The following is a 24,405-nucleotide window of genomic DNA, read 5'->3' as shown; positions in this document are numbered from 1 at the left end:
CGTTACCGCAACTTCGTCGCAAGGTTAATTTGAAGTCGAACGAAGCGATTTCCAGGGATGGACAGCCGCGTGGAGCCGGCGGCCTCGCGATCGGCGCCACGCTGTTAGCTGTTCCTTAGGGTTAAGAGCCGTCCCGCGCGCGTGCCGCGTGTGGTGCGCTTTAGTTGGCATTCAATTTGCTGATCAACCCATAAATCCTCGATCGATCCGGTCGCAACAACGCAAAACACTGCCTGAGGTTCACCTTGAAAGCGCTCGACCTCGTCTCGCTCGGCACCAAGCACGTCCGCAACGCCCTCTCGGAAGAGCTCTATTTGCGTACCGGACGCGACGTCACCCGTCCGGCCGCGATCTTCGCCGAGGTGGTCGAACGCTGCAATTACAAGTGCCGCTACTGCGACTACTGGCGCCGCCCGAACTATCGCGACGAGATGTCGATCGCCGAATGGCAGCGCGCGCTCGCGAGCCTGAGGGAGTTCATCGGCGCCTATCACGTCGAGTTCGCCGGCGGCGAGCCCTACATCAAAAAGGGCTTCCTCGATCTCTTGCGGTTTTGCCGCGACAACGACGTCCACTGGGGCGTCACCACCAATGGCGGCGCCTACCTCAACAAGAAGATCGTGGCGCAAACCGTCGAGGCGCGCCCGTTCAACATCAACATCTCGATCGATTCCACCGATCCGGCGATCCACAACTACTCGCGCGGCGTTGAGAACTCGCTGAGCGACATCGTGCAGGGCATCCGCAACGTCGCCGAACAGCGCCGTGCCGAAGGTCTGGATTTCCCGATCATCATCAAGCCGGTCGTTCACAGGCTGAACTTCCGCCGCCTGCCTGAAATGGTCGACTGGATCCAACAGATTGGCGCCACCGCGCTGAGCTTCCAGCCGGTCGAGCAAGGCACGCAGGAGGTCGAGGACGAGCTGTGGATCGGCGAGAACGAGCTCGACGATCTCATCAAGGTCCGCGACGAGCTGCTGCGGATGAAACGCGAGGGCGCACCGATCCTCAACGGCGAGGCCGTGCTGCGAGCCTGGCCGAACCATTTCCGCCGCGAGAAGGCGCCGAAGGAAGTGATGCCCTGCCGCGTCGGCATGCGGAATTATTTCATCCGCTCCGACGGTCGCCTGGAAACATGCTGGTTCTTCAAGCCGATCGGCAACGTGCGTACCCAGACCGCACGCGAGATCTGGTACAGCGAGGAAGCCCGGGCTCGCCGCAAGGAGACCGTCGCCTGCGACAAGCTCTGCCTGTTCACCTGCCTCGCCCAGCGCACGCTGCAGGACAAGCTGAAGATGGGCCTGACGCTGTTGACCAACACCAAGGCCGCCTGACGCAGCAAGAGAGGAACAGCAAAGCCCGGTCGGTCCACGGACAGATCGGGCTTTTGCTTGATCGTGTTGAGCTCAGCCCGCGAACAGCTTGCGGAACAGGCTCGCGGATTCCGGAAACTGGCCGTTGTCGATCTGTGTCGGCCACAGGCCGTCGACATCGAAATAGGCCGCGTAGGCGATCGCAGCCTGATTGGCGGCGAACCAGTCGTGCATCTGCTGCACGAAAAACGCATTGTCGCCGGACTGACCGACACCCCACTCCGGATAGCTCATCAGCTTGCCGTGCTTTGCTGCGAACGTGCGCTGCCATTCGAGACCGAACGGCGCCTTCAGACAGGAATTGGCCCAGCGCTCCGCCGCGCTACCGTCCGATTTGAAGTCGTAGACGTCGAGGCCGATGAAATCGACGACGTCGTCGCCGGGATAGGCGGCGTCGGCCGGCATGTCCTGAGCACCCCAGCCCGGACACCAGTCGAATTTGAAACGGCCGGAATGGCGACGGAAGATTCCGACCACGCGGCGGAACGCCTTGATGTAGTCGTCCGCGTGGCCCTTGGCGAACCAGCCCGAGTTGGAGATGTTCATCTCCCAGCCGAGGCGGATGATCGCCTTCGGATGCGCTCCTGCAATCGCGCGCGCGGCCGCTTCGAACTCGGCATCGTGCAGGCCGCCCGCGACATCGGCGAGCGGCGTGCCTGACATTGTGAGCGGCACCGACCACACCAGATTGCGCGCCGGATTGAGCTTCCTCCAGAGTCCCGGCACCCAATCGAGCTTGTGAAAGTCGTCCCAGCTGCTCTGGCCGTAGAAGTCGACGCCGAGCACCGACGAGCGCGGCCGGCTGAGCCATGTCTCCCAGGCCTGCAGCACATGCTCGCGGCCGGTCTCGCCCCAATTGACGAAGGCGCCGGCGAACCGCTCCGAATCCGCACCGAGCCGAGACCGGGCTGACGGCGCGGCCCGCGCGGTCGACAGTCCGCTCAGGGCCAGTGCCGCGAATGCGAGGGCACCGCGCCGCGTGATTCCGCGATCAGTCGGCATCGTGCATTCCAATGGGCTCGCTCGCGGGGCGCGTGCCAAAAGCACACAGCGCCGACAGTGCGGATGTCTCGAAATGGACTGATGGTGCAGCCCGCCGTTCAGCCGTGCCGCTCACCCACCGGAAATACCATCGAATCTGCATGTGCACTCACCTGCGCCGACCAAATCGGCATTCGAGACGCCAGCACTGCAATATCCGGGCAATATCCCGATTCAGCGTCAAAATCGCGCAGCCGAGCGATGCTTTCCGATCCGCTAACAGCCGCAGCGGGCCGTCATTTGCCATTGCTTAACCATCAACGCCGCCGATAGGGCCATCAAATTTCTCCGGCACCGATCTTGCTGAACCGAGGTTCAGGACAAGTCTGGCGGCCACGATGTTCCGCCCTGACACGGTGTCGCCGGAGAGAGTTACGAGATGAACCCTGTCGCGTTGCTGACCCCGACCTATGGGCGCGATCTGGAAATCTGCACGCTGCTCTGCGAGAGCGTGGATCGTCACGTCACGTCCTTCTCCAGGCACTATCTGCTGGTGCCGGATTGCGACCTGCCGCTGTTCGCGCCGCTGGCCAGCGAGCGCCGCATCATCGTCCCGGCCTCCTCCTTCCTGCCCGACTGGCTGCGGCCGCTGCCGCGCATGATCCAGCGCAAGCGCCGCCAGTTCTGGTGGTCGCTGCGCGCCAAGCCGGTGAACGGCTGGCACGTGCAGCAGATCCTGAAGATCGCGGCGACGATCGCGTTGCCCTATGAGCGGTTCTGCATCCTGGATTCCGACATCGTGTTCTTCCGCGATTTCGACCTTTCGCGCTTCCAGTATCCGAACACGATCCCGCTGCTGAAGATGGCCGATGCCGTCACCGCAGACCAGCCGCGCCATTCGCGCTGGCTCGAGACCAGCCACCAGCTGATCGGCCTGCCGACCCCGCCCTTCCCGGCGCCGGACTTCATCGGGCACATCATCTTCTGGGACAAGCAGACCACCCGGGCGCTCGCCGAACGCATCGAGGCCGTCAGCGGGATGAGCTGGATCGAGGCGCTGTGCCGAACCCGCGAGTTCTCCGAATATCTGCTGTACGGCTTCTTTGTCGAAAACGACGAGTCCGCCGCATTGCGTCACGCCGACGTGCCGAAAACGCCATGCGTCAGCTACTGGGACGATCCGACCCTGAGCAAGGATGAACTCACCCGGCTGCTGCTGCGCGCCAACAGGGACGACGTCGCGTTCTCGATCGCATCGTTCTCGGGGACGCCGGTCGCGACAATTCGTGAGGTCGTGGCCGAGAGCGACGCCATCCTGGCGTCGTCGGCGGCCACAAGGGTCTCGGAGCTCGCCGCATCATGCTGATCGGACAGGCCGGCATCAACCTGACGGCCAACGTGCTCTCGGCGCTGCTTGGGCTGCTCAGCGTGTTCATTTTCACGCGGCTGTTCGCACCGCATGACTATGGCATCTTTCTGCTCGGCGTCGGCTTCGCTTCGGTCATATCGGTCTTCCTGGTCGGCTGGTTTCGCAACCTGATCCTGAGCGGCCACGCCCGCAACGACGGCACCGACGTCCGCGGGCTGGTGGCGTCGGGTTATCTGATCTGCTGCCTCACCGCGCCGATCGCCTATCTGCTGGCCCGCCTCGTCGGCCTCGATACCGCTGCCGCGCTCGCGGCCGTGGTGCTCGCCATTGCGATCGGCCTGTTCGAGCTGACGCAGGATCTGCTGCGTGCACGGCTGAAGGCACTCTCGGTCATGAAGGCAACGCTGGTCCGCGCGGCCGCCCTGCTCGGCCTTGGTGTCGTGGTTGCGCTGGTCAGCCCGACCGGCGTCCTGCTGGTGCTCGCGGCCGCCTCGGCCTATCTCGTCGCGGCGCTCGTGCAATCGCGCAGCGCATGGCGCGGCACCATCGTCAATTTCGACCGCGCCGACCTGCGCTCGCTCGCCCGCACCGGCCTGCCGCTGACCTTGTCGCTGACGCTGCTCGCGATCTCGAGCGTAACCGATCGCTTCATGATCGCGAACCTGATCGGCGCGGCCGACGCCGGCAAATATGTCGCGGCGCTCGACCTGGTGCGTCAGACCCTGATGATGCCGGCGATGAGCATGGCCGCGGCGTTCTTTCCGATGGCCGTGCAGATCCATGCCCGGCAGAACGATGCCGCGGTCAGGACCCATCTCGCCGATTGCCTCGAGCTGCTTGCCGGCGTCACGCTGCCGGCCTGTCTCGGCTTCGCGCTGATCGCCCCCCATGTCGCCAACATCGTCCTCGGCGCCGACTTCCGCGCGGTTGCAAGCGAGATCATGCCGGTCATCGCGATCGCCGTGCTGTTCCAGGTGCTGACGCAGCAATATCTGCATGCGAGCTTCCTGCTGTCGGGACGCAACTCCTTCTACCTGATCAACACCGCCTCGATCATCGCCGCGAATGTGATCGTGTCCTACGTACTGGTCGGCCTTTACGGCACCATCGGCGCGGCATGGGCGCGGCTCGGCGCCGACATCACGGGTTTTGTATGCGCCCTGATCCTGAGCCGCTTCGCTTTCCGGATTCCGATCCCGCTCGGCCGGCTCGCGCTGATCGCGATCGCCGCGCTCGCGATGGCGCTCACCGTCGGCGCGCTCGACCGCGCTCTCGACCTCGCCGATCTCCCCGCCAGCATCGTGCTGATTGGAGCGGGGCTCGCCGTCTATGCCGCGCTCTGCTGGCTGTTCGACATCGCGCGCCTGCGCGGCCGGCTGAAGCGGGGCCTTGTCATGTTCCACACCAGATCCGCAAACAGCAACGTTGGATGAGCCGATGAACAGATCCCTCGCGCTTGCTACGCGTCCCGCCCCGCTCACCGAACTCCCGATGCCCGTCCCCGCTGAAATCCATCCGGAATCATTGCTGGCCTTGCCGCCCGGCGAAGCCAAGCAGAGCCTGCTCACGGTTCACAGCATCCTCGAGGCCCGGCTGCCGGCCGGTCCGCTCTCGATCTACGAGGCCGGCGGCGGCTCGACCAGCTATCTGCCGCTCGGCGTGCTGCGGCGTTCGCATGTGACCGTGGTCGACATCGACGCCGATCAGATCCGCAACAACAGCTATGCGCAGGAAGCCATCCTCGGCGACATCCAGACCCATCGCTTCCCGCCACAGCGTTTCGACCTGATCATCTGCTACAACGTCATCGAGCACATCCCCGATGTAGAGGCCGTGCTGAGCGGGTTCTGCGAGGCGCTGAAGCCGAACGGGTTGTTGCTGATCGGCGCACCGAACCCGAAGTCGCTGTCGGGCATCGTCACGAAATACTCCCCGCACTGGTTTCACGTCTGGTTCTACCGCCATGTGCGCGGCGAGAAGCACGCCGGGCTGCCGGGCGAGGCGCCGTTCCCGACTCACTTCCATCCGCTGGTAACCCTTGGCAACCTCGAGGCGTTCGCGGCCGGCCGCGGACTGCAGGTGATCTACCGGAAGAAGTACGAGAGCCCGCGCTATCCCGAGATGCGCCGGCGCAAGCCGCTGCTGGCCGCGATGATCGACGCGGGCGCGAAGACGATCAACGCGTTGCTGCCGGGCAAGATCGACGTCCGGCACGGCGACTACCATGTGATCTTGCGGAAGCTCGGCTCATGAACGCATTGTGGTCGGAAGCCAGGGTCAAGGTCAGCCACCGGCTGGCGATGCATGTGCAGGTCGAGCGCTTTCGCCTGAACAATGCCACGCCGATGGTGACCTTCACGTTTGACGATCTGCCGAAGAGCGCGGCGACATTCGGCGCCGACATCCTGGAATCTTACGGCGCCCGCGGCACCTTCTACGTGTCGGGCGGACTGGTTGGACTGGACGCGCCGGGCTGGACCACCGGCAGCGCCGACGACGTCGTCTCGCTGCATCGCCGTGGCCATGAGGTCGGCTGCCACACGTTCTCGCACCGCCGCGCCTGCGATCTCGACGAGACCTCGCTGGCCGCGGAGATCGCGCGCAACCGGACCTATTTCCATTCGCTCGATCCGACCATGCCGGTCGAGAGCTTCGCCTACCCGTTCGGCTACGGCTCCTACGCGCGGAAGCACCAGTTGAGGTCGGAATTCCGCACCTGCCGCAGCATCGTGCCCGGTGTGAACAGCGGCGAGGTCGACCTGCAATTCCTCCGCGCCATGCCGTTGATCGACCGCCAGATGTCCCGCGACCGGATCGACATGGCCTTCGCCGAGACGGCAGGCATCAACGGCTGGTTAATTTTCTACAGCCACGACGTCGCCGACGCGCCGAGCCTCTATGGCTGCACGCCTGAGCTGATGACCTACGCGCTGGAGGCGGCGGCGCGGCGCAATGTCCCGGTGCTGACGATGGCGGAGGCGTTCCGATGCGCCCGCGCTTAAACCCTTTGTTTGCCTTTCTGGTGAATAGTCGGCAAATGAGTATGGTTAATTTTTCGTGTTGCGCCTCCGCGTCGTCTCGTGCGGGTTGCGTGGCCCGAAAGAGTGCTCCTCAGCCGATGCGTGCGGCCATTCAGACGGAAGCTGGGGTCAATGCTTAGCTATGACCAGCCGATCGACCGGGCCAAACCGGAGCCGCGCCGGGGCGCAATCCCGGCCGGCTTGAACGTGCTCGAGCTGGTGCGGCTGCTGTGGGCGCGCAAGGTCGCGATCGTCTCGGTCGCGCTGCTGTGCGCCTGCATCGCGGTCGCGATCGGCAAGGGCCTGACACCGAAATATACCGCGGGCGCCCAGCTCTATGTCGATCCGCGCGAGCTGCAGCTGGTCGAGCGCGAGCTGACCCCGCGCGCCCAGGACGTCTCGGGCCTCGCGATGGTGGTCGAGAGCCAGTCGCGCCTGATCACGTCAAACAATGTGCTACTGCAGGTAATCCGCGACACCAACCTGGTGAAAGATCCCGAGTTCGGCGGTGGCGCCGCGAGCGCGGGCCTGCTCGCCTCGCTGCTCGGCCTGTTCGGCGTCGAGCCGCGGACGACGGTGGAGCAGCAACAGCAGATCGAGATGACGACGCTCGACACGATGAACCGCCATATCAATGTCAAGAAGACCGACCGTACCTTCATCGTCGACATCGACGTATGGTCGCACGATCCGGTCAAGGCGGCGATGCTCGCCAACGCGATCGCCAGGGCCTATCTCACCGAGTCCAAGCAGTCGCAGGCCGAGGCCGCACGGCGCGCCACCCGCGACCTGTCCGGCCGGCTGAAGGAGCTGCAGCAACGCCTGCGCAACGCCGAGGAGGCGCTTGCGACCTACAAGGCGCAGAACAACTTCGTCGGCTCGCAGGACAATCTGCTCACCGACCAGCAGCTCTCGGTTGGCAACCAGCGGCTCGCCGCGGCGCGGGCGCTCACGCTCGATGCCCAGGCCAAGTATGACCAGATCGAAGCCAGCCGCCGCGGATCGATGGACGCGGGCGCGACCGCCGAAGCGCTGCAGTCGCCGACCATCGCCAATCTGCGCTCGCAATATGCCGATGCCAAGAAGCGGCAAGCCGAGCTGCAGGGCGAGCTCGGGCCGCGCCATCCGGCGCTGCGCCAGGTCGAGCAGCAGGTCGAGGACCTGCGCCGGACCATCAAGGAAGAGATCGACCGCTTTGCGGTGTCCGCCAAGAACGATCTGACCCGGGCACGCGACTATGAAGCGTCGCTCAACAAGGCGCTCGACGTTCAGAAGCACCAGAGCGTGCAGATGAGCCAGGCCTCGGTGCGGCTGCGCGAGCTCGAGCGCGAGGTCGATGCCAGCCGCGACGTCTATCAGTCCTTCCTCAAGCGCTCGCGCGAGACCGAGGAGCAGGAGAGCCTCAACACCTCGAGCGCGCGCGTGATCGGCGATGCGACGATCCCGCAGCAGCGCACCTTCCCGCCGCCGATGACCCTGCTCGCGATGATCGGCTTCATGTTCGGCACCCTCGCTGCCGCGGCCTGGATCGTTGCAGCCGGCCAGCTGGCGCCCGGCGCCGATCCGATCCGTCCCAGGCTCCAGCCGAAACAGGATGTCGCACCGGAGCGGCAGCCCGTCATCGCCAAGGCCAGGCCGCCCGTGCAGGCCCCGCCCGCGGTCCAGCCGGCTGCTGCTCTCATCGACAAGCCCGTGATCGAGAAGCCGCTGATCGCCGAGCTGCAGGAATCCGATGTCATGCGCACGCTTGGCGGCATCCTGAGCGGCGACAATCCCGCCGACGTCACGCGGTTCGGCTGGCCGACGCTGCGGACCAGTTCGGCGCTGGGGCCGTTCTCCAACACGATGCGACAGATCCATGCGGCGCTGGCGACGGGCGCCGCCCCGGAGGCCGTTCCGGTGCTGGCCGTGATCGGCACCGCCGACGATCCCGATCGTAGCGTTGTCGCACTCAACATCGCGCTCGTCGCCGCGCGCGACGGCGCCCGCGTCCTGCTGATCGACGCCGATGCAACCGTCCACGCCCTGACCGACAGGGTTGCGCATCCCGTCCAGAGCAGGCCGAGCCGGCTCGACTGGCTTACGATCGGCAGCAAGGCGTCCCGCGCCATCAACACCGCAAACGGCATTGCGATCCTGCCGGCGATCCAGGGCAATCCCGCCAAGGCCAGCGAGGCGATCCAGAAGGCGATCGCGCAGGCGCGCTCCGCCGGTGGCTACGACCTCGTGATCCTCGACGGGCCGTCGATGCCGTGGGGTGCGGACGAACGGCGGCTGTTCGACATGGCCGACGGGCTGATCGCGGCGCTGCCGATGGATCGCGACATCAACGCGTCGATGGAAGACATCATCACCGCGCTCGGTGGCGCCGAGCGCAAGCTCGCCGGTGTCGTTCTCAACGAACTCCAGTCCACCATCGCAAGCCAGCAGCACGACAGGCAATATGCGTGAGCGACGCGCCAGCCGCGCCGCGTTCTGGCTCGCTGCTGCGGCAGCGATCGCGAGCTGATCTTCCGATGGCCCGGCCATCGATCCCCGCCATCATCGCCGCCGCATCCATTCTGCTGTCCGTCGCCGCGCGGGCCTGCCCTGCCCTGATCGAAGGCGTCCCGGCGGACCGGATCAAGGCCTTGTCGCGCGGCGTCAACGCCGACGGCTGGATCGTCGATCCGCGGTCGGCGCCGCCGCGCGGCCTGCTGCTCGAACTGCGCAAGGCCGGCCTGACCCACATCCGGTTGCCGGTGCCTGCCGACTTCGTCATGCCGCGCTTCGCCACGAAAGCGGAGATCGACAGCCGGCTGCAAACCATCGATGCCGCGCTGAAGACCCTGCTCGCACTCGGCTATGCGGTGTCTATCGACCTGCATTCGGGTCAGCACTTCAACGCGCTGCACAAGGACGATCCACCCGGCGCGATGGCCGAAATGAAGAGCGCCTGGACCGCGCTCGCGCGGATCATGCAGCGCTATCCCTCCGATCAGGTGTTTGCGGAACTGCTGAACGAGCCGGAGGTCGATGCCGCGCAATGGCAAGGCGAGGTCCGGGAGCTGGCCGGCTTCATTCGCCAATTGCTGCCGCAGACCACGCTGATCACGGGTCCGGTCAATTGGCAGCGTGCGGATTCGCTGCCGGGCTTCGCTCCGCTCGACGATCCGAATGTCGTCTATGCCATCCACTTCTACGATCCGATGGTGTTCACCCATCAGGCCCATTGGGATCGGAGCGAGCCGCTCCACGACGTCGTCGGACTGCCCTATCCGATCCGGGCCGACGATCCGAATGTTCAGCAGTTGCGGGAACAGCTGACCGCGCTGGACAGGCCCAAGGCGCTTGCGATGGTCGACCGCGCCATCCCCGACCGCGGCATCGATAAATGGCTCGAGCCCGCGGCCGCCTGGCAGCGGCAATATTCCCGTCCAATCATTATCAATGAGTTTGGGGTGCTCAAGGCCGGCGCGCCGCGCGACAGCCGGTTGCGCTGGCTCGCCGGCGTCACGGCCTACGCTCGGCAGCAGTGCTGGGGCTGGACCCATTGGGAGATGTCGCAAGGCTTTGGCCTTGCCGACGCCGCCACCGGCAAGGCCGACCGCGACGTGCTGAAGGCGCTGCTCGGGACGCACTGACCCATCTGGTTAACCGGTTCTTACACAATGCGCGGCTAGATCGGCGATGGGGGTGTGGCACGCCACCCGTCCGGTCATTTAGGTCAGAGCCTGTGCGAGCAGACATAGCCCCGCGGCCGCTGTTGGCCGGCGACCTCGTTCCTGCGCTCGGCATCGCCGTGGCATCGATCGCATTCGCGCCGATCATGCAGGCGGCCAATGCAGGGCTCGCGATCGTGGTCGAAGGCCTGATCGGCTGCGCCATCGTGCTCGCGGCGCCTGCCTATGCGCCGTCGATCGCCGTCTTCATCATCTTCTTCCAGAACCTGTTCGTCTCGATCCTGTCGTCCTACATGACGACCGAGCAGGAGATGGATTTCGTCAAGGGCTACAATTTCCTGATCTGCGCGGTGATGTGGCTGGTGACGCTGGCGCTGTACGTGCTGCGCGAGCGCCAGCATTCGCCCGAGATCGACCGGATCATGAATTGGGGGCTGATGACCCTCGCGGTCGTAGGGATGTATTTCCTGCTCGGCGCCACGCAGGACGCGCATGCGGCCCTCGTCTATCTGCGCAACATCGCGTTTCCGCTGTTCCTGTTTCAGCTCTCGCTGCTGACCGCCGCAACCTTCGAGATCCGCATCACGCCGTTCCTGGTGACCGTCGCCACGCTGCTGATCGTCTGCGGCTATGTCGAATTGCTGTTTCGCGATTTCTGGCTCGAAATCACCAACGGCTACACGTTCTGGCACTTCGACGAACTCAAGGCGACCCGCTCCGGAGCCTGGGAAGCCGAGATGCGCCAAACCGGCAATGTCCCGGTCGATCTGATCGACCGCTTCCGCTTCAGCTTTCTCAACAGCCCGTTGTTCGAGGATCTCGGACTGTCGTCGATTTTGCGCATCTTCGGACCGAATATGAGCCCGATCAGCTTCGGCTACGGGATCGCCTTCTCCATCCTGTTCCTGTTCGCGGTCGGATATCGCTGGCTGGCGCTGGTCGCGATCCCGCTGCTGATCCTCTGCAGCGTGAAGGGCGCGCTCATCCTGGTCATCTTCGTGGCTCTGGCCTGGACGGCGACTTGGCTGCTCGGCGCCACCATCACCCTTGCCGTCGCACTGGTCGGACTCGTGCTGTATGCCATCGCGGCGATCTACATCGGACTCCAGATCGGCGACTTTCACGTGATCGGCTTCATGGGCGGCTGGGACGGATTCCTGCACAACCCGATCGGTCGTGGCCTCGGCGTCGGCGGCAATCTCTCTGAAGGCTACTTCTCGATCGACTGGAACGCCGCGCAAGCGGCCGGCACGATGGACGGCGCGGTGGAGAGCGCCGTCGGCGTCTTGCTCTATCAGATGGGGATCGGCGCGGTGGTGCCGCTCGGCTTCTTCTTTGCGGTGGCGCTGCAGGCCTGGCGCCTCTACGCCTCGTCCGGAATCCTCATCCAGGGGCTCGCTGCGTTCGGCACGATGGTGGTGCTGGTGAACGGCATCTTCCAGGAGGAAGCGCTGTTTGCGCCGCCGGCGCTCGGGCTGTTGCTGTGCCTGACCGGGCTCGTGATCGGTCATCATCTGCGCACGCAAGGCGACGCCTGAAGGCTTCCTGCGGATAGCACATGACACGCGATCAAGCCCGGCCGCGCCGCGACCGGGCTCTCCTCGGCGCACGTTGTCAGAGCGGCTTGATCTGCACCTTGCGGAACTTGACCACGCCGGAGCCATACTGGAGCGCGACGTAGCCGCTGGCGTGCTTGGAATCCTGCGCGTCGACGGTCTTCTGGCCGTTCAGCGTCACGACGAAATGCGGCCCCTGCGCCGTGATCTCGTAGACGTTCCACTTGCCGGCCGCCTTCGGCATCGGATCGACCTTGCCGACGTCGACGATCGCGCCGGTGCCGTAGGTCGGATCGGGCCGCTTGTCGAAGATGTTGACCTCGTAGCAGACCTTCGAGTCGATCACCTTGTTGCCTTCGCAGCGGATGAAGACGCCGCTGTTGGCGTCCTCGTCGGTCCAGAACTCCGCCCGGATCTGGAAATCCTTGTACTGGGTCTTGCTGACGAGATAGGAGAGATCCTTGCCGTCGAGCTTGTCGGCGACAAGCGCGCCGTCCTTCATCGCCCAATTGGCCTTGCCGACCTCGTCCCAGTCGCCCTGCTTGGAACTGTCGAGCAGCGTGATCCAACCGTCATCGCCCGATGCGACGGTGGAAAATTGCAGCGCGGCCGCACCGATCACAAGTCCCGCCGCCAGTATCGACACTTGCTTCTTCAAGGTTATCCTCCCGTCTTTTGGTTGGCGCGCAACCTATCATCGTCTGCAGCCGCGTAAATGCGTTTTTCATATTGCAACTGCGTTGTGTCACGGCCCGATGCCGCAATCTTGAGAGCAGACATGCGCGAGCGCGTCTTGTCCGGCGCAAGCGAGAGCGATTAGCATCACGCGACATACGGACGCGGCAGTCGCCCGAACGAACTGACCTGGGAGAACACGATGACGGCGTCGAACCGGTCCTGGCGATACCTGATGATGCCGCTGGCCCTTGCCGGCACGCTGAGCGTCAGTTCCGCGGCAGAACTCAATCCGGCCGCCGTCACCTACCAGCTGCCGGACCAGATTCCATGGAGCCCGGTCGACGCGCGCGGCGCGCAGAATGCCGTGGTGGTCGGCGATCCCTCGAAGCCCGGCTTCTACATGGTCTACACCAAATGGACCAAGGGCAATCATTTCAGCCGTCCGCACTTCCATCCCAACGACCGCTACATCGTGGTGCTGAAGGGCACCTGGTGGGTCGGCTCGGGCCCGAAATTCGATCCCGATCACGGCACCGTGGCGATGCCGGCGGGAAGCTTCGTCACCCATTTCGGCAAGCAGGTGCATTGGGACGGCGCCAGGGAAGAGGACGCCGTGCTGCTGATCATGGGCGAAGGCCCGGCCACCGCGACCGAGGTGGAACAGAAGTAGCCGCGTTGCGCGAAGTGGGGGCGATGCTATCATCACGGCCCAACGAAGGGCTTCCGATGCATCCCGCCGCCAAGCTGCAATTTGCCCGCATCGCCGACGAGTTCGCGCGCTGGCACGCCATTGCCGAACCGGAACGGCCGCCGGCGCCGGCGTGGTGGTGGGGACCGGCATTTGAGATGCGCAATGCCGCCGAACCGCTGCCGTCCAATTGGTGCCGCCGGTTCCGCCTGCCCGACGGTGCGAGCTTCGCGGAGGCGTCGGCGGCGTTGCGCCAGACCCTGGCCGGCCAGGCGATACCGTCCTGGCCGTATGATTTCTCGCGCTTGATCGCTTCGACCGATTCCGACGTCCGCGACCTGCCCGTGCAGCCGTCAGACGACAGCGCGTTTCCGCCCTAGATCCGACCCGGCCTCACCGATCGCCTCGTCGTCCAGCGACGGCTGCAGCGGCGGCGACGTCAGCACCGGCGATGTCTTCAACAATTCGGCGAGATCGCGCGGCTGCAGCGGCCGGCTGAACAGGAAGCCCTGCATCTCGTCGCAGGCATGCGCGCGCAGGAACTCCTGCTGCTCGGAGGTCTCGACGCCTTCGGCCACGATGGTCATGCCGAGCGCCTTGCCCATGCTGATGATCGCCTGCGCGATCGCGACGTCCTCGGAATCATCGGGCAGGTCGCGCACGAAGGAGCGATCGATCTTGATGGTGTCGATCGGGAACTGCTTCATCAGCGACATCGACGAATAGCCGGTGCCGAAATCGTCGATCGCAAGGCGAATGCCCCGGTTCTGGATCGCGTCGAGCACGCGGACCGCGCGCGTCACGTTGCGCATCACCATGCTTTCGGTGACCTCGAGCTGCAGCAGCGCCGGCGACATGCCGCTCGCCGCCAGCGCCTCGTCGATGTCGTCGAGCAGGTTCGGATCGCCGAACTGCCGCGGCGAGAGGTTGACCGCCATCGTCACCGCCTTGAGGCCGCGGTGCTGCCACGCCATGTTCTGCGCGCAGGCTTCCTTCAGCACCCAGCGGCCGATCGGCACGATCAGCCCGATCTCCTCGGCGAGCGGAATGAACTGCCCCGGCGAGACCTTGCCGAGCTCGGGATGGGTCCAGCGCAACAGCGCTTCGACACCGCTGATCTGGCCGCTCGCCATGTCGACCTTGGGCTGGTACTCGAGCGAGAACTGGTCGCGCTCCAGCGCGCGGCGCAGTGCGCTCTCCATCGTCAGGCGCTCGATCGACTGCGCCCTCACCTCGTTGGAGAAGAAGCGGAAGCCGTTCTTGCCGTCCTCCTTGGCGAGATACATCGCCATGTCGGCATTCTTGGTGAGCGTCTGGACGTCGGAGCCGTCGGTCGGATATGTCGCAATCCCGATCGAGGCCGTGGTGTGGCACTCGTGCCCGCTGAGCTGCATGGGCTGGCTGAGTGCGACCAGGAGATCGCCGGCGATACGCTCGACGTCGTGACGTTCGGCGGCGTCCTCCAGGATGACCACGAACTCGTCGCCGCCGAGCCGCGCCACCACGTCGCTCGCCCGCAACGATCCGCGCAGCCGCTCGGCGATCGCCACCAGCAGCATGTCGCCGGCGTCGTGGCCGAGCGAATCGTTGATCACCTTGAAGCGGTCGAGATCGATGAACAGCACCGCGAGCTGCCGGCGATGGCGGTCCGCCGCCGAGATCGCATGACGCAGCATCTCGTTGAAGGTCTCGCGGTTCGGCAGATTGGTCAGGCTGTCATGCGAGGCAAGGTATTCGATGCGCTCGTCGGCCTTGTACTTCTCGTCGGCGCGATCGAAGCTTTCGAGCGCGAACGCCAGATTGTCGGCGAGCCGCTGCAGCAGCTCGGCGAATTCCGGCGTGAACGTATCCTTCTCGGTCGCGACGAAGATCATGACGCCGACGACCTCCCCGCTGACGATCAGCGGAAACGAGGCACCGGACTGCGTTCCATCGCGGCGAGCGCGCTCATGGAAAGCCGCGGTCTCGGTATCGGCAAAATAGTCGTTGATGATGCAGGCCTTGCCCGACCGGAACGCCCTGCCGCACGCACCGCGTCCCTCGGGGTGCGCCTCGCTGGTCGAGAGCGTCACCTGGCTCGCGCCGCTGGCAGCCGGGCCTGCGATCGCGACGATGCGGAGATAGTCGCTGCCGGGCTGTGCGAGCGCGATGGTGGTCGAGGTGAATTTGCCGCCGGTCGCTGCCGCCTCGCAGACCAGTTGATAGAGCTCGGCACGGGACTTCGCCCGCATGATCGCCTCGTTGGTCGCGCTCAGCGCCGCGAACATCCGCGACAGCCGCTCCTTCTGCGCGTCGGCCCGCGCCTTCTCGTCGGCGCGGTCGAAATTGGCCAGCGCGAACGACACGTTCTCGGTGAGCCGCTGCAGCAGCGCCATCATCTCCGGGCTGAAGGTGTTGAACTCGCCGGAGAGGAACACCAGCGCGCCGATCGCCTCGCCGTTCTTGAGCAGCGGCAGGGCCGCGCCGGACTTGCTGCCGCTGTCGCGGACGACCGGATAGACATGCGAGTCAGGACCGAAGTCGCTGAGATAATCGTTGCTGATGCAGGGTCTGCGGGTGCGGATCGCAACGCCGGTCAGCGTCTGTCCTTCCGGACGGGTCGCGTCGGCCGACAACAGGACTTCGCGGGCCCGTACCCGGTCGGGGCCGGAAGCAGCCACGTTCTCCAGGAAGGCCTCGCCCGGCCGCACCAGCCTGATGGTGGCCGAGATGAATTGACCGCCGACCGCCGCGGCATCGCAGACCAGATCGAACAGCTCGCCACGGGACTTCGCCCGCATGATGGCCTCGTTGGTCGCGCTCAGCGCCGCGAACATCCGCCTCAGCCGCTCCTTCTGCTCCTCGGTGCGCGCCTTCTCGTCGGCGCGATCGAAACTGCCGAGCGCATAGGCGACATTGTCGGCGAGCCGCTGCAGCAGCTCGGCGAACTCGGCCGAGAAGGTGTTGCGCTTGGCGGAGATGAACAGCATCACGCCGACGGGCTCGTCGTCGACGATCAACGGAAACGCCGCGCCCGATCGCGCATCCTCGCGGTCGATGATATCGCGGAACGGGTTGTGGGCGACGTCGCCGAGAAAATCGTTCTCGATGCATGCGCGCCGGGAGCGGAATGCCCTGCCGCAAACGCCGCGCCCTTCGGGACGCGCCTCGCTGCGCGAGACGTTGAGGCGGCGCGCATTCTCGGCAGTCGGCCCCGCCACCGCCATCATCTCCAGGAAGTCGTCGCCGGGCTTCGCGATCAGGATGCTGGTCGAGTTGAACCCGCCGCCATGCGCGGCCGCGGCGCAGACCAGCTCGAACATCTCGAGCCGCGACCGCGCGCGCATGATCGCCTCGTTGGTCGCGCTCAGCGCCGCGAACATCCGCGACAGCCGCTCGCGTTCGGCATCGGCCTTGGCCTTCTCGGTGGCGCGGCCGAACGTGTCGAGCGCAACCGAGACGTTCTCGGCGATGCCCGCCAGCAGCGCGATGATCTCCTCGTCGCGCGCCCACGAATTGCCGATGAAGAAGATCAGCACGCCGATGCTCCTGCCGAACCGGGTGAGCGGCAGCGCGACGCAGGCCATCAGACCGCTCTCGCCGGCTTGCGCCTGCGAGGCGCCCGTCGAGATGGGGATGTCGTGCTCGACGCACGGCCGTTTGGTCCGGAACGCCTCGCCGCAGATCCCCTTGCCGTAGAGATTGTCCGGGTCGGTCGAAAAGCGCGTTTGGGTGATCAGGTCGAGCGCCTCGCCGGTGCCGGCGACGGGCTCGAGCCAGTGCGTGTCGGGCTCGGCAAGCAGCACGACCGAGGCGAAGGATTTTCCGCTGAACACCGCGGCGTCGCACACCCGCTGATAGAGATCGTGCTCGGTCTGGGCGCGAAGGATGGCCTCGTTGGTTGCGCTGATGGCGCCGAACATGCGGTTGAGCCGGCGCATCGCCCGCTCGCCGCTCTTGCGCGACGCCTCATGGTCGAAATTGTCGAGCGCAAAGGACACGTTCGCCGCCATGCGTTCCAATAGCGACACGATCTCCTCGCCGAGCGAGTCGACCTCGCGCCGGGTCACCATGAAGACGCCGACGCTGCGGCCATTGCAGAGCAGCGGCATCGCCGCCGCCGCACCGACGCCGGCCGCCGCGAGGCCGCTGCGCCAGGCCGCCGAACGGGCATCGTTGACATAGTCGTTGCTGACGCTGGCGCTCTGATCGCGGAACGCCCGCCCGGCGACGCCTTCTCCTTCCGGAATGTTGGCGAGGGTGGAAATCTTGATGCTGCGCAGACGCGCGACATCGTCGCCGCAACCGGCGGCGAATGTCAGCCGACCGGTATCCGGCTCCAGCAAAAAGACGGTCGCAGCCAGGAAGCTCCCGCTCGAGAACGCGGCTTCGCAGACCTTTCCGTACAATTCTTCTGGCGATTTCGCATACAGGATCGCTTCGTTGGTGGCATTCAACGCCGCGAATGTACGCCCGATGCTCGACTGCACGATCCCTGAAGGCCCCAGGGCCACCCCCTTCAATCCGCCGGGGAACATTGCCCGCGAGAGGCCTAAGTGATGGTTAGTCTATCCGGCAAGTTGTGAGACAAAGTAAACGGCTGACGAATCCCGCAGGCCGTTTTCCGGGATAATACGGGCGCCGGTGTGCCAGGCTGAGGCGGAGGACCGGAGGACCCGGTTAGTCGCCTGGCTTGTGCCGCCAGAGCAGCCAAATTCCGCAGCGCGACCGCGCCCGTTCCATTCAGTGAAATCCTGACCGGGAGCACCCTGCTGGCGGTATGGCGGACCGGATTTTCCGCCCCTTGCCCGGCGGGCTGCGCTTTGAGAGCATGGCGCCGACAACAGCAAGCAAGACCCGCGCATCACGCGGGCGGACCGCGAGGAAAATCCCATGCCGATCGTCCAGGCCGACCGTCTCACGCGCATCGGCGCGGCGCTGCTCCGGGGCGCCGGCGCATCGGAGGAGGAGGCCAATGCGGTCGCCTCCGGCTGCGTCAACGCCAACCTCGCCGGCCATGACTCCCACGGCGTGATCGCGATCCCGACCTATATCGACCGCATCAAGGCCGGCCATATCGTCCCCGGCGCGAAATGGACCGTGGTGCAGGAAACGCCGACCACGACCGTGATCGACGGTCATTGGGGGTTCGGCTTCCATGTCAACGCCAAGGCGATGGAGATGACCATCAACAAGGCGAAGACCGCTAATGTCGCGGCCTGCACCGTGTTCCGGCAGAGCCATGTCGGCCGGCTGGCGCATTACCCGCTGATGGCGATGCGCGAAGGCATGATCGGGATCGCGGCCGCGGATTCCGGCCGCTCGCCGAAACATGTCGCGCCGTTCGGCGGCCGCGAGGCCCGGCTCGGCACCAACCCGCTCTCGATCGCAGTGCCGTCCGATCTCGAGGCGCCGTTCTATCTGGATATGGCGACCTCGGCGGTCGCGGCTGGCAAGATCCAGCTCGCGGTGGCGCGCGGCGAAAGCATCCCGAAGGGTTGGATCATCGATGCCGAAGGGCGCGACACCACTGACCCTGCGGACTACCGCAAGGGCGGCGCGCTGCTGCCGCTCGGCGGCAGCGAAGGCTACAAGGGAAGCGGACTTGCCGCGATGGTCGAGGTGCTGTGCGGCCTGCTGACCGGTCTCGGCTTCGGGGTCGAGCCGACCGGCCGTCACAATGACGGCTGCTTCATGGCGGTGTTCAACGTCGCGGCGTTCCGTCCGCTCAAGGACTTCAAGCGCGAGGTCGCCGACTTCGCCCGCTACCTGAAATCGACGCCGCCCTCGGAAGGGAGCCGCGGCGTGTTCTATCCGGGCGAGATCGAACATCTGCGCGAAGTCGAACGGCGCAGGAACGGCATCGAGATCGAGGATGCGACCTGGGACAAGCTCAAGGCGCTCGCCACCGACTACAAGCTCACCGACGACCTCGATCTTCGCTGACGCATTCAGGTACAGGAGAACGGCATGACACGGCAAATGGCGCTGGTTGGCTTTTTGCAGGCGCAGAACTGCACCAACCTGCCGAGTTCCTGGCGTCACCCGGAGTCGCGCGACGATTCGATGTCGGCGGACTACTATCAGGAGATCGCGCGCATCCTGGAGCGCGGCAAGTTCCATATGGCGTTCTTCGACGATCGCCTCGCAATGCCCGACCGCTACGGCAACGATCACGCCCACACCGTCGAATACGGCATCCGCTGCGTGAAGATGGACCCGATCGTGGTGCTGACGACGATGGGCATGGTCACCACCAGGCTCGGCCTCGCCTCGACGGCGTCCACCACCTATTTCGAGCCGTTCGACGTCGCCCGCCGCTTCGCCACGCTCGACTTGATGACGGGTGGCCGCGCCGCCTGGAACGTGGTGACGTCGGTCAATGACGGCGAGGCGCTCAACATGGGCCGCGCGCAACATCTCGAGCACGATCTCCGCTACGACCGCGCCGACGAGTTCATGGAGGTGGTGCTCGGCCACTGGGATTCCTGGGAAGACGGCGCGCTGATCATCGACAAGACATCCGGCCGCTTCGCCGATCCGGCCAAGGTGAAACGGCTCGATCACAAGGGCGCGTTCTTCACCTCGCGCGGCCCGTTCACGGTGCCGCGTTCGGCGCAGGGCCACCCCGTCGTGATCCAGGCCGGCGCCTCCGGGCGCGGCCAGCGCTTTGCCGGGCGCTGGGGCGAGGTGATCTTCACCGCGGCGCGCAACCTTGCCAATGCCAAGCAGGGCTATGATGCGATCCGGGGCGAAGCCGCCAAGGCCGGACGCGATCCCGACCAGATGTTCCTCTGCAACCTGATCACGCCGGTCACCGGCGCGACCAAGGCCGAGGCCGAGGACCGGATGGCCGTGATCCAGAAGCTGCCGCTCGAAATCGACGCGCTGTCGCTGCTCGCCGAAGGCCTCAACTTCGATTTCGGCGCCAAACCGATCGACGAGCCGCTGACCACCGAGGAGCTGCACGGCATGCAAGGCATGCTCGGCATCCGCGACGGCGTGCTGCGCACCTCCGGCAAGACCAATCCCTCGACCCGCGACTTCATCACCTTCTCCGGCCGCGGCCAGGTGCAGGACGCGATGGTCGGCGGCCCGAAGGAGATCGCCGACCGGCTGGAGGAAATGTTCGAAGGCCGCGGCTGCGACGGCTTCGTCATCGCGGCGAGCTATGTGCCGGGCTCCTACGCCGACTTCGTCGATCACGTGGTGCCCGAGCTGCAGAAGCGCGGCCTGTTCCACAAGGACTACGCCGGCACGACGCTGCGGGAAAATCTCGGACTGAAGCGCCCGGCTGCCGGCGCATGGAAGACCCGCGCGCAGGCTGCGGAATAAAAGGACATCATCATGCGCTGGCTGAAATTCACCGCCGCGGGTACTACGTCTTGGGGCCTCGTCGAGGGCGACACCGTCATCACCGTGAACGGCGATCCATTCGGCGAATGGAGCAAGACGGTGAAGACCCACGCCTTGAAGGACGTCAAGATCGAGCTGCCGCTGATCCCGCGCACCTTCTACTGCGTCGGGCTGAACTATCTGAAGCATCTCAAGGAGGCCGCCGACAAGGCCGGCACCGTGCCGAACGTGCCTGATCGACCCGAGATCGGCTACCGCGCGCAGAACGCGCTGATCGCCCATGATGAGAATGTCGTGATCCCGGCAAGCGCGACCGAGAAGATCCATTACGAGGGCGAGCTGGTCGTGGTGATCGGCAAGACCGCCAAGCACCTGACCGAAGCCAATGCGCTGGACTGCGTGTTCGGATACACCATCGGCAACGACGTCTCCGAGCGCAGCTGGCAGAAAGCCGACCGCGGCCTGTGGCGCGCCAAGAACGCCGACACGTTCAAGCCGATGGGCCCGTGGATCGAGACCGATGTCGATCTCGACCGCATGGAGACCGCGATCCGGGTCAACGGCAAGGAGACCGGCCGCTTCCGCACCAACGAGATGATCTTCGGCATCGTGCCCTTCCTGGTCGAGCTCTCGAAATACTTCACGCTGTCGCCCGGCGACGTGATCTGGATGGGCACCGACGGCGCCTCGCCGGACCTGAAGGACGGTGACGTGGTCGAGATCGACATCACCGGGATCGGGACATTGCGGAACAGGTTCGTGAAGGAGAAGGTGTGAGGGCGGGTGCCCCCTCGCTATTGCTGGCGCGCGTGCTCCATACCTAGGTGTCGTCCCTGCGAACGCAGGAACCCATGCTCCGGAGCTTGTGTGAGTGAAGCGACTCGTCGTTCCGACATCGCTCAACAATAACCACTGGTGGCTATGGGTCCCTGCGTTGGCAGGGACGACACTGAACCAGTTGAGGCATCGGAGGTCGGATCGGATGGCTCACCGCCCAACTCCCGGCGGGCTCTTCACATGATCGATGAAGGCGCGCAGCTTCGGCATGATCTGGCGGTGGCCGGGATAGTAGAGAAATACGCCGGGCGTTGTCGTCGCGAATGGCTCCAGCACGCGCACGAGCTTTTTCTCCTTCACGGCGCCGGCGACCAGCGGCGCGGGCACTTGCGCCAGTCCGACGCCTTCAATGGCCGCGCCGACCAGTGTCGGGAAATCATGGCCGATGAACGATCCCGAGACGGCAAGCTCGATCGAGCGGCCGTTGTCGTTGAGCGACCACGGCGCGAGCCCGCCGTTCGATCGCCGCAACCTGAGGCACGCGTGTTCGCGCAGATCGTCCGGACGTTTGGGCCGGCCGCGGCGCGCGAGATAATCCGGACTGCCGACGACGGCGAAAGGGAACGGCTTGGTCAGACGCACCGCGATCATGTCCGGGTTGATGAACTGGCCCATCCGGATGCCTGCATCGAAACCTCCGGCCGCGAGGTCGACCAGCTCCTCGCTGGCGGCGAGCTCGACCTCGATCTCGGGATAGGCCTTGCAAAATGACGCGATCAGCGGCTCCAGCAGGATCGGCACCACCGAGCGCGGCACGGTGAGACGCAACAGCCCCGCCGGCTTCTGCCCGAGCTCGCGCGCGGCGCCGCTTGCGGCGACCAGCTCCTCGAATGCGGGCCTGGCACGCGCCAGGAATCGTTCGCCGGCCTCGGTGAGGCCGACGCTGCGGGTGGTGCGGATGAACAGCACGGCGCCGAGGCGCGCCTCGAGCGCGCGCACCGCCTGGCTGATCGCCGACGGCGTCACCGCGAGCTCGGTCGCCGCGCGACGAAAGCTGCGGTGCTGGGCGACGCTGAGGAACGCCTCCACGCCGTCGAGCGCGCCCTGCCTGACTGTGAAGTTCTGCTTCATGGCCCGTTAACATTATCGCGAATAGTCGCGCACGGGAAGCCGCCCTACATCGGAGCCACAGGCAGCAGCACCGCGACGCGCGCTGCTCCACGCGACATCACGACATCAGTCGTGAACGGAGATCTGCGACCGATGAAAACAATCCGTCACACCCTCCTTGCCCTCACCCTCACTTCGACAGGTTTAACCTCCATGACCGCTCCCTCTCTTGCCCAAGCCCAAACACAGGCCCAAGCCACGTCCACCATCACCACCGGCGTGATGGTGATCCTGACCGTCAAGGCCGGCGTCACCCGCGAACAGGTGATGGCCGTGATGCCGGATGAAATCCGGCAGACCGTGCAGCTCTATCTCAGCGGCAAGGTTCGTGAATGGTATTCGCGGTCCGACGGGCGCGGGGTCATCCTCCTGCTCGATGCCAAGGATACATCCGAGGCGCACGCGATCATGGAAGGGCTGCCGCTGTCCAAGCTTGACATCATGGACCACGACTACATCGCGGTCGGCCCGCTGCTGCCGCTGCGCCTGCTGGTCGGCAAGCCTTAAGCGTCAGGCCCTGAGTGCCTCGCCGAGGCCGGACCCGATCGCCGGGTCCGGCCTCACCGGATCGACAGTCAGACGGGAGCCGACCGTGCCAGTAAGTCTCAACATTCCATTCCTGCTCAGCGTCGCCGGAGCATTTCTGACGAGTGCCGTGGTGGCCGCGACCTATGTCTGGCCGGCGCTCCGCACCTGGCCGCGCCATGAGGCGCTCCGGCTGCTTGCGGCTTTTCATGCCTTCCGGTTTCTCGGGATGAACTTCATGGTCACAGGCTTCGTGTCGCCGGAGGTGAACCCGGTGTTTGCCAGCGCGGTCGGCTGGGGCGATCTGACCGCGGCAGCTCTCGCGCTGCTCTCGATGGCGGCACTGTCGTGGCGCTGGCCGGTGGCCATTCCGATCGTCTGGTTCTTCAACATCTGGGGCACGCTGGATCTTCTCAACGCCTACTTCATGGGCGCGACGAAGAATGCGGATCCCGGCCTGTTCGGCGCCGGCATCTATATTCCGGCGCTCTACGTGCCGCTGCTGCTGGTCAGCCACGTCATGGTGTTCATGCTCCTGACGCGGACCAAGTCAGCGGAACAAGCACAATAACCCGTCATCCCCGCGCAAAGGCTTCGCCTTTGTCGCTGGAGGTGCGAGCGGAGCGAACCTCGAAGGATGCACGGCCCGGCTGGTGGCCGTTCGCCCTTCGAGACGGCCGCTTCGCGGCCTCCTCGGGGTGACGGGACAAGAAGTTGAGCGCGTGGCTCCGGCGTGGCCTTCGCGGCGGCATCTCCATCAAAACGGCAACGCCACGCCGGTCTTGATCTCCTTCAGGATCACGTTGGTGCGGACGTGGCGGATGCCTGGGATGCGGAACATGAACTCGTCGAGGAATCTGTTGTAGGCGTCCATGTCGCGCACGACGACGCGCAGATGATAGTCGGCATCGCCTGTTGTCGCGAAGCACTCCAGCACCTCGCGGCGCTGCATCACCCGCGCGACGAACTCGTCGACGAATTTCGTGTCGTGCCGCTCCAGCGAGACGTGCAGGATCGCCGAGGTCGCAAAGCCGGCGCGATCGCGCGCAACCAGCGCCGAATAGCCCGAGATGACGCCGGACTCCTCCAGCGCGCGGACCCGGCGCCAGCATGCCGACGTCGACATCCCGACGGTTTCCGCCAGCTGCTGGTTGGTGGCACGGCCATCCTTCTGCAGCTCGGCGAGGATTTTCTCGTCTTGCTCTTCGATCACCGCAGAGCTCCATTTTGGTCGATCATACCAATATACGACGTTGAACGCAAAAACATAC

At 65.4% G+C, this 24,405-nt stretch carries 20 protein-coding genes; 15 read left to right on the top strand and 5 right to left on the bottom strand.

The window, feature by feature from the left end:
* The first annotated feature begins 245 nt into the window (after nt 1-245).
* Nucleotides 246-1,334 (top strand): radical SAM protein, encoded by a 1,089-nt coding sequence (locus AC066Y_RS09780; RefSeq protein ID WP_478273681.1) that lies wholly within the window; start codon nt 246-248, stop codon nt 1,332-1,334.
* A gap of 72 nt (nt 1,335-1,406) precedes the next feature.
* On the opposite strand, the gene AC066Y_RS09775 is transcribed toward AC066Y_RS09780, so the two are convergent.
* Nucleotides 1,407-2,375 carry a glycoside hydrolase family 26 protein gene (locus AC066Y_RS09775; RefSeq protein ID WP_478273680.1) on the bottom strand — a complete coding sequence of 323 codons (969 nt, stop codon included), beginning with the start codon at nt 2,373-2,375 and terminating at the stop codon, nt 1,407-1,409.
* 418 nt (nt 2,376-2,793) lie between these two features.
* On the opposite strand from AC066Y_RS09775, the gene AC066Y_RS09770 reads away from it, so the two are divergent.
* From AC066Y_RS09770 to AC066Y_RS09740, 7 genes are all read left to right on the top strand, one after another.
* Nucleotides 2,794-3,720 carry a DUF6492 family protein gene (locus AC066Y_RS09770; RefSeq protein ID WP_478273679.1) on the top strand — a complete coding sequence of 309 codons (927 nt, stop codon included), beginning with the start codon at nt 2,794-2,796 and terminating at the stop codon, nt 3,718-3,720.
* Nucleotides 3,714-5,156 carry a lipopolysaccharide biosynthesis protein gene (locus AC066Y_RS09765; RefSeq protein ID WP_478273678.1) on the top strand — a complete coding sequence of 481 codons (1,443 nt, stop codon included), beginning with the start codon at nt 3,714-3,716 and terminating at the stop codon, nt 5,154-5,156. The genes AC066Y_RS09770 and AC066Y_RS09765 overlap by 7 nt, the downstream gene beginning before the upstream one ends.
* Before the next feature lie 4 nt (nt 5,157-5,160).
* Entirely contained in the window at nt 5,161-5,976 is an 816-nt protein-coding gene (locus AC066Y_RS09760; RefSeq protein ID WP_478273677.1) for a class I SAM-dependent methyltransferase, read from the top strand.
* A complete protein-coding gene (locus AC066Y_RS09755; protein ID WP_478273676.1) occupies nt 5,973-6,725 on the top strand; it encodes a polysaccharide deacetylase family protein in 753 nt (250 codons plus the stop codon). Before AC066Y_RS09760 ends, AC066Y_RS09755 begins: the two co-directional genes overlap by 4 nt.
* Before the next feature lie 150 nt (nt 6,726-6,875).
* A complete protein-coding gene (locus AC066Y_RS09750) occupies nt 6,876-9,194 on the top strand; it encodes a Wzz/FepE/Etk N-terminal domain-containing protein (RefSeq protein WP_478273675.1) in 2,319 nt (772 codons plus the stop codon).
* A 65-nt stretch (nt 9,195-9,259) separates the two neighbouring features.
* Nucleotides 9,260-10,366: a glycoside hydrolase family 5 protein gene (locus AC066Y_RS09745; protein WP_478273674.1), complete on the top strand. Its 1,107-nt coding sequence runs from the start codon at nt 9,260-9,262 to the stop codon at nt 10,364-10,366.
* Nucleotides 10,367-10,458: 92 nt separating this feature from the next.
* Nucleotides 10,459-11,943, top strand: a complete 1,485-nt coding sequence (locus tag AC066Y_RS09740) for a hypothetical protein (protein ID WP_478273673.1) — start codon at nt 10,459-10,461, stop codon at nt 11,941-11,943.
* Between the two features lie 76 nt (nt 11,944-12,019).
* Here AC066Y_RS09740 and AC066Y_RS09735 read toward each other — a convergent pair whose 3' ends face one another.
* A complete protein-coding gene (locus AC066Y_RS09735; protein WP_478273672.1) occupies nt 12,020-12,619 on the bottom strand; it encodes a 3-keto-disaccharide hydrolase in 600 nt (199 codons plus the stop codon).
* A 219-nt stretch (nt 12,620-12,838) separates the two neighbouring features.
* On the opposite strand from AC066Y_RS09735, the gene AC066Y_RS09730 reads away from it, so the two are divergent.
* Complete coding sequence (locus AC066Y_RS09730) at nt 12,839-13,309, top strand: cupin domain-containing protein (protein ID WP_478273671.1); 471 nt, start codon at nt 12,839-12,841, stop codon at nt 13,307-13,309.
* A 56-nt stretch (nt 13,310-13,365) separates the two neighbouring features.
* Nucleotides 13,366-13,707 carry a hypothetical protein gene (locus AC066Y_RS09725; RefSeq protein ID WP_478273670.1) on the top strand — a complete coding sequence of 114 codons (342 nt, stop codon included), beginning with the start codon at nt 13,366-13,368 and terminating at the stop codon, nt 13,705-13,707.
* Here the strand turns inward: AC066Y_RS09725 and AC066Y_RS09720 are convergent.
* A complete protein-coding gene (locus AC066Y_RS09720) occupies nt 13,681-17,796 on the bottom strand; it encodes a bifunctional diguanylate cyclase/phosphodiesterase (RefSeq protein ID WP_478273742.1) in 4,116 nt (1,371 codons plus the stop codon). The two genes, AC066Y_RS09725 and AC066Y_RS09720, sit on opposite strands and share 27 nt — an antisense overlap.
* 403 nt (nt 17,797-18,199) lie before the next feature.
* Here AC066Y_RS09720 and AC066Y_RS09715 point away from each other — a divergent pair, with 403 nt between their 5' ends.
* From AC066Y_RS09715 to AC066Y_RS09705, 3 genes are read left to right on the top strand one after another with little or no spacing between them, the layout of a single operon-like run.
* Nucleotides 18,200-19,252, top strand: coding sequence for an Ldh family oxidoreductase (locus AC066Y_RS09715; RefSeq protein WP_478273669.1), 1,053 nt, complete (start codon nt 18,200-18,202; stop codon nt 19,250-19,252).
* A gap of 24 nt (nt 19,253-19,276) precedes the next feature.
* Nucleotides 19,277-20,641 carry an LLM class flavin-dependent oxidoreductase gene (locus tag AC066Y_RS09710; protein ID WP_478273668.1) on the top strand — a complete coding sequence of 455 codons (1,365 nt, stop codon included), beginning with the start codon at nt 19,277-19,279 and terminating at the stop codon, nt 20,639-20,641.
* A 12-nt stretch (nt 20,642-20,653) separates the two neighbouring features.
* A complete protein-coding gene (locus AC066Y_RS09705) occupies nt 20,654-21,439 on the top strand; it encodes a fumarylacetoacetate hydrolase family protein (protein WP_478273667.1) in 786 nt (261 codons plus the stop codon).
* Between the two features lie 210 nt (nt 21,440-21,649).
* On the opposite strand, the gene AC066Y_RS09700 is transcribed toward AC066Y_RS09705, so the two are convergent.
* Complete coding sequence (locus AC066Y_RS09700) at nt 21,650-22,570, bottom strand: LysR family transcriptional regulator (protein WP_478273666.1); 921 nt, start codon at nt 22,568-22,570, stop codon at nt 21,650-21,652.
* Between the two features lie 132 nt (nt 22,571-22,702).
* Between AC066Y_RS09700 and AC066Y_RS09695 the strand changes: the two genes are divergently transcribed.
* Entirely contained in the window at nt 22,703-23,116 is a 414-nt protein-coding gene (locus AC066Y_RS09695; protein ID WP_478273665.1) for a hypothetical protein, read from the top strand.
* Between the two features lie 85 nt (nt 23,117-23,201).
* Complete coding sequence (locus tag AC066Y_RS09690) at nt 23,202-23,705, top strand: hypothetical protein (protein ID WP_478273664.1); 504 nt, start codon at nt 23,202-23,204, stop codon at nt 23,703-23,705.
* Between the two features lie 186 nt (nt 23,706-23,891).
* Here AC066Y_RS09690 and AC066Y_RS09685 read toward each other — a convergent pair whose 3' ends face one another.
* The gene (locus AC066Y_RS09685) at nt 23,892-24,347 is read right to left on the bottom strand and encodes an Lrp/AsnC family transcriptional regulator (protein ID WP_092123988.1); all 456 of its coding nucleotides are present in this window, start codon (nt 24,345-24,347) and stop codon (nt 23,892-23,894) included.
* Nucleotides 24,348-24,405 lie beyond the last annotated feature (58 nt).

Source organism: Bradyrhizobium sp. USDA3010 (assembly GCF_056429065.1).
The sequence above is the reverse complement of the archived record's forward strand: the minus strand, read 5'-3'. Positions and strand labels throughout refer to the sequence as shown.

What these genes read in the sequence shown, in the direction of transcription:
- AC066Y_RS09710 (WP_478273668.1), top strand. Translation starts at nt 19,277, where the DNA reads ATGACACGGCAAATGGCGCTGGTTGGCTTTTTGCAGGCGCAGAACTGC.
- AC066Y_RS09755 (WP_478273676.1), top strand. Translation starts at nt 5,973, where the DNA reads ATGAACGCATTGTGGTCGGAAGCCAGGGTCAAGGTCAGCCACCGGCTG.
- AC066Y_RS09765 (WP_478273678.1), top strand. Translation starts at nt 3,714, where the DNA reads ATGCTGATCGGACAGGCCGGCATCAACCTGACGGCCAACGTGCTCTCG.
- AC066Y_RS09695 (WP_478273665.1), top strand. Translation starts at nt 22,703, where the DNA reads ATGAAAACAATCCGTCACACCCTCCTTGCCCTCACCCTCACTTCGACA.
- AC066Y_RS09745 (WP_478273674.1), top strand. Translation starts at nt 9,260, where the DNA reads ATGGCCCGGCCATCGATCCCCGCCATCATCGCCGCCGCATCCATTCTG.
- AC066Y_RS09715 (WP_478273669.1), top strand. Translation starts at nt 18,200, where the DNA reads ATGCCGATCGTCCAGGCCGACCGTCTCACGCGCATCGGCGCGGCGCTG.
- AC066Y_RS09730 (WP_478273671.1), top strand. Translation starts at nt 12,839, where the DNA reads ATGACGGCGTCGAACCGGTCCTGGCGATACCTGATGATGCCGCTGGCC.
- AC066Y_RS09775 (WP_478273680.1), bottom strand. Translation starts at nt 2,375, where the DNA reads ATGCCGACTGATCGCGGAATCACGCGGCGCGGTGCCCTCGCATTCGCG.
- AC066Y_RS09705 (WP_478273667.1), top strand. Translation starts at nt 20,654, where the DNA reads ATGCGCTGGCTGAAATTCACCGCCGCGGGTACTACGTCTTGGGGCCTC.
- AC066Y_RS09750 (WP_478273675.1), top strand. Translation starts at nt 6,876, where the DNA reads ATGCTTAGCTATGACCAGCCGATCGACCGGGCCAAACCGGAGCCGCGC.
- AC066Y_RS09700 (WP_478273666.1), bottom strand. Translation starts at nt 22,570, where the DNA reads ATGAAGCAGAACTTCACAGTCAGGCAGGGCGCGCTCGACGGCGTGGAG.
- AC066Y_RS09725 (WP_478273670.1), top strand. Translation starts at nt 13,366, where the DNA reads ATGCATCCCGCCGCCAAGCTGCAATTTGCCCGCATCGCCGACGAGTTC.
- AC066Y_RS09760 (WP_478273677.1), top strand. Translation starts at nt 5,161, where the DNA reads ATGAACAGATCCCTCGCGCTTGCTACGCGTCCCGCCCCGCTCACCGAA.
- AC066Y_RS09770 (WP_478273679.1), top strand. Translation starts at nt 2,794, where the DNA reads ATGAACCCTGTCGCGTTGCTGACCCCGACCTATGGGCGCGATCTGGAA.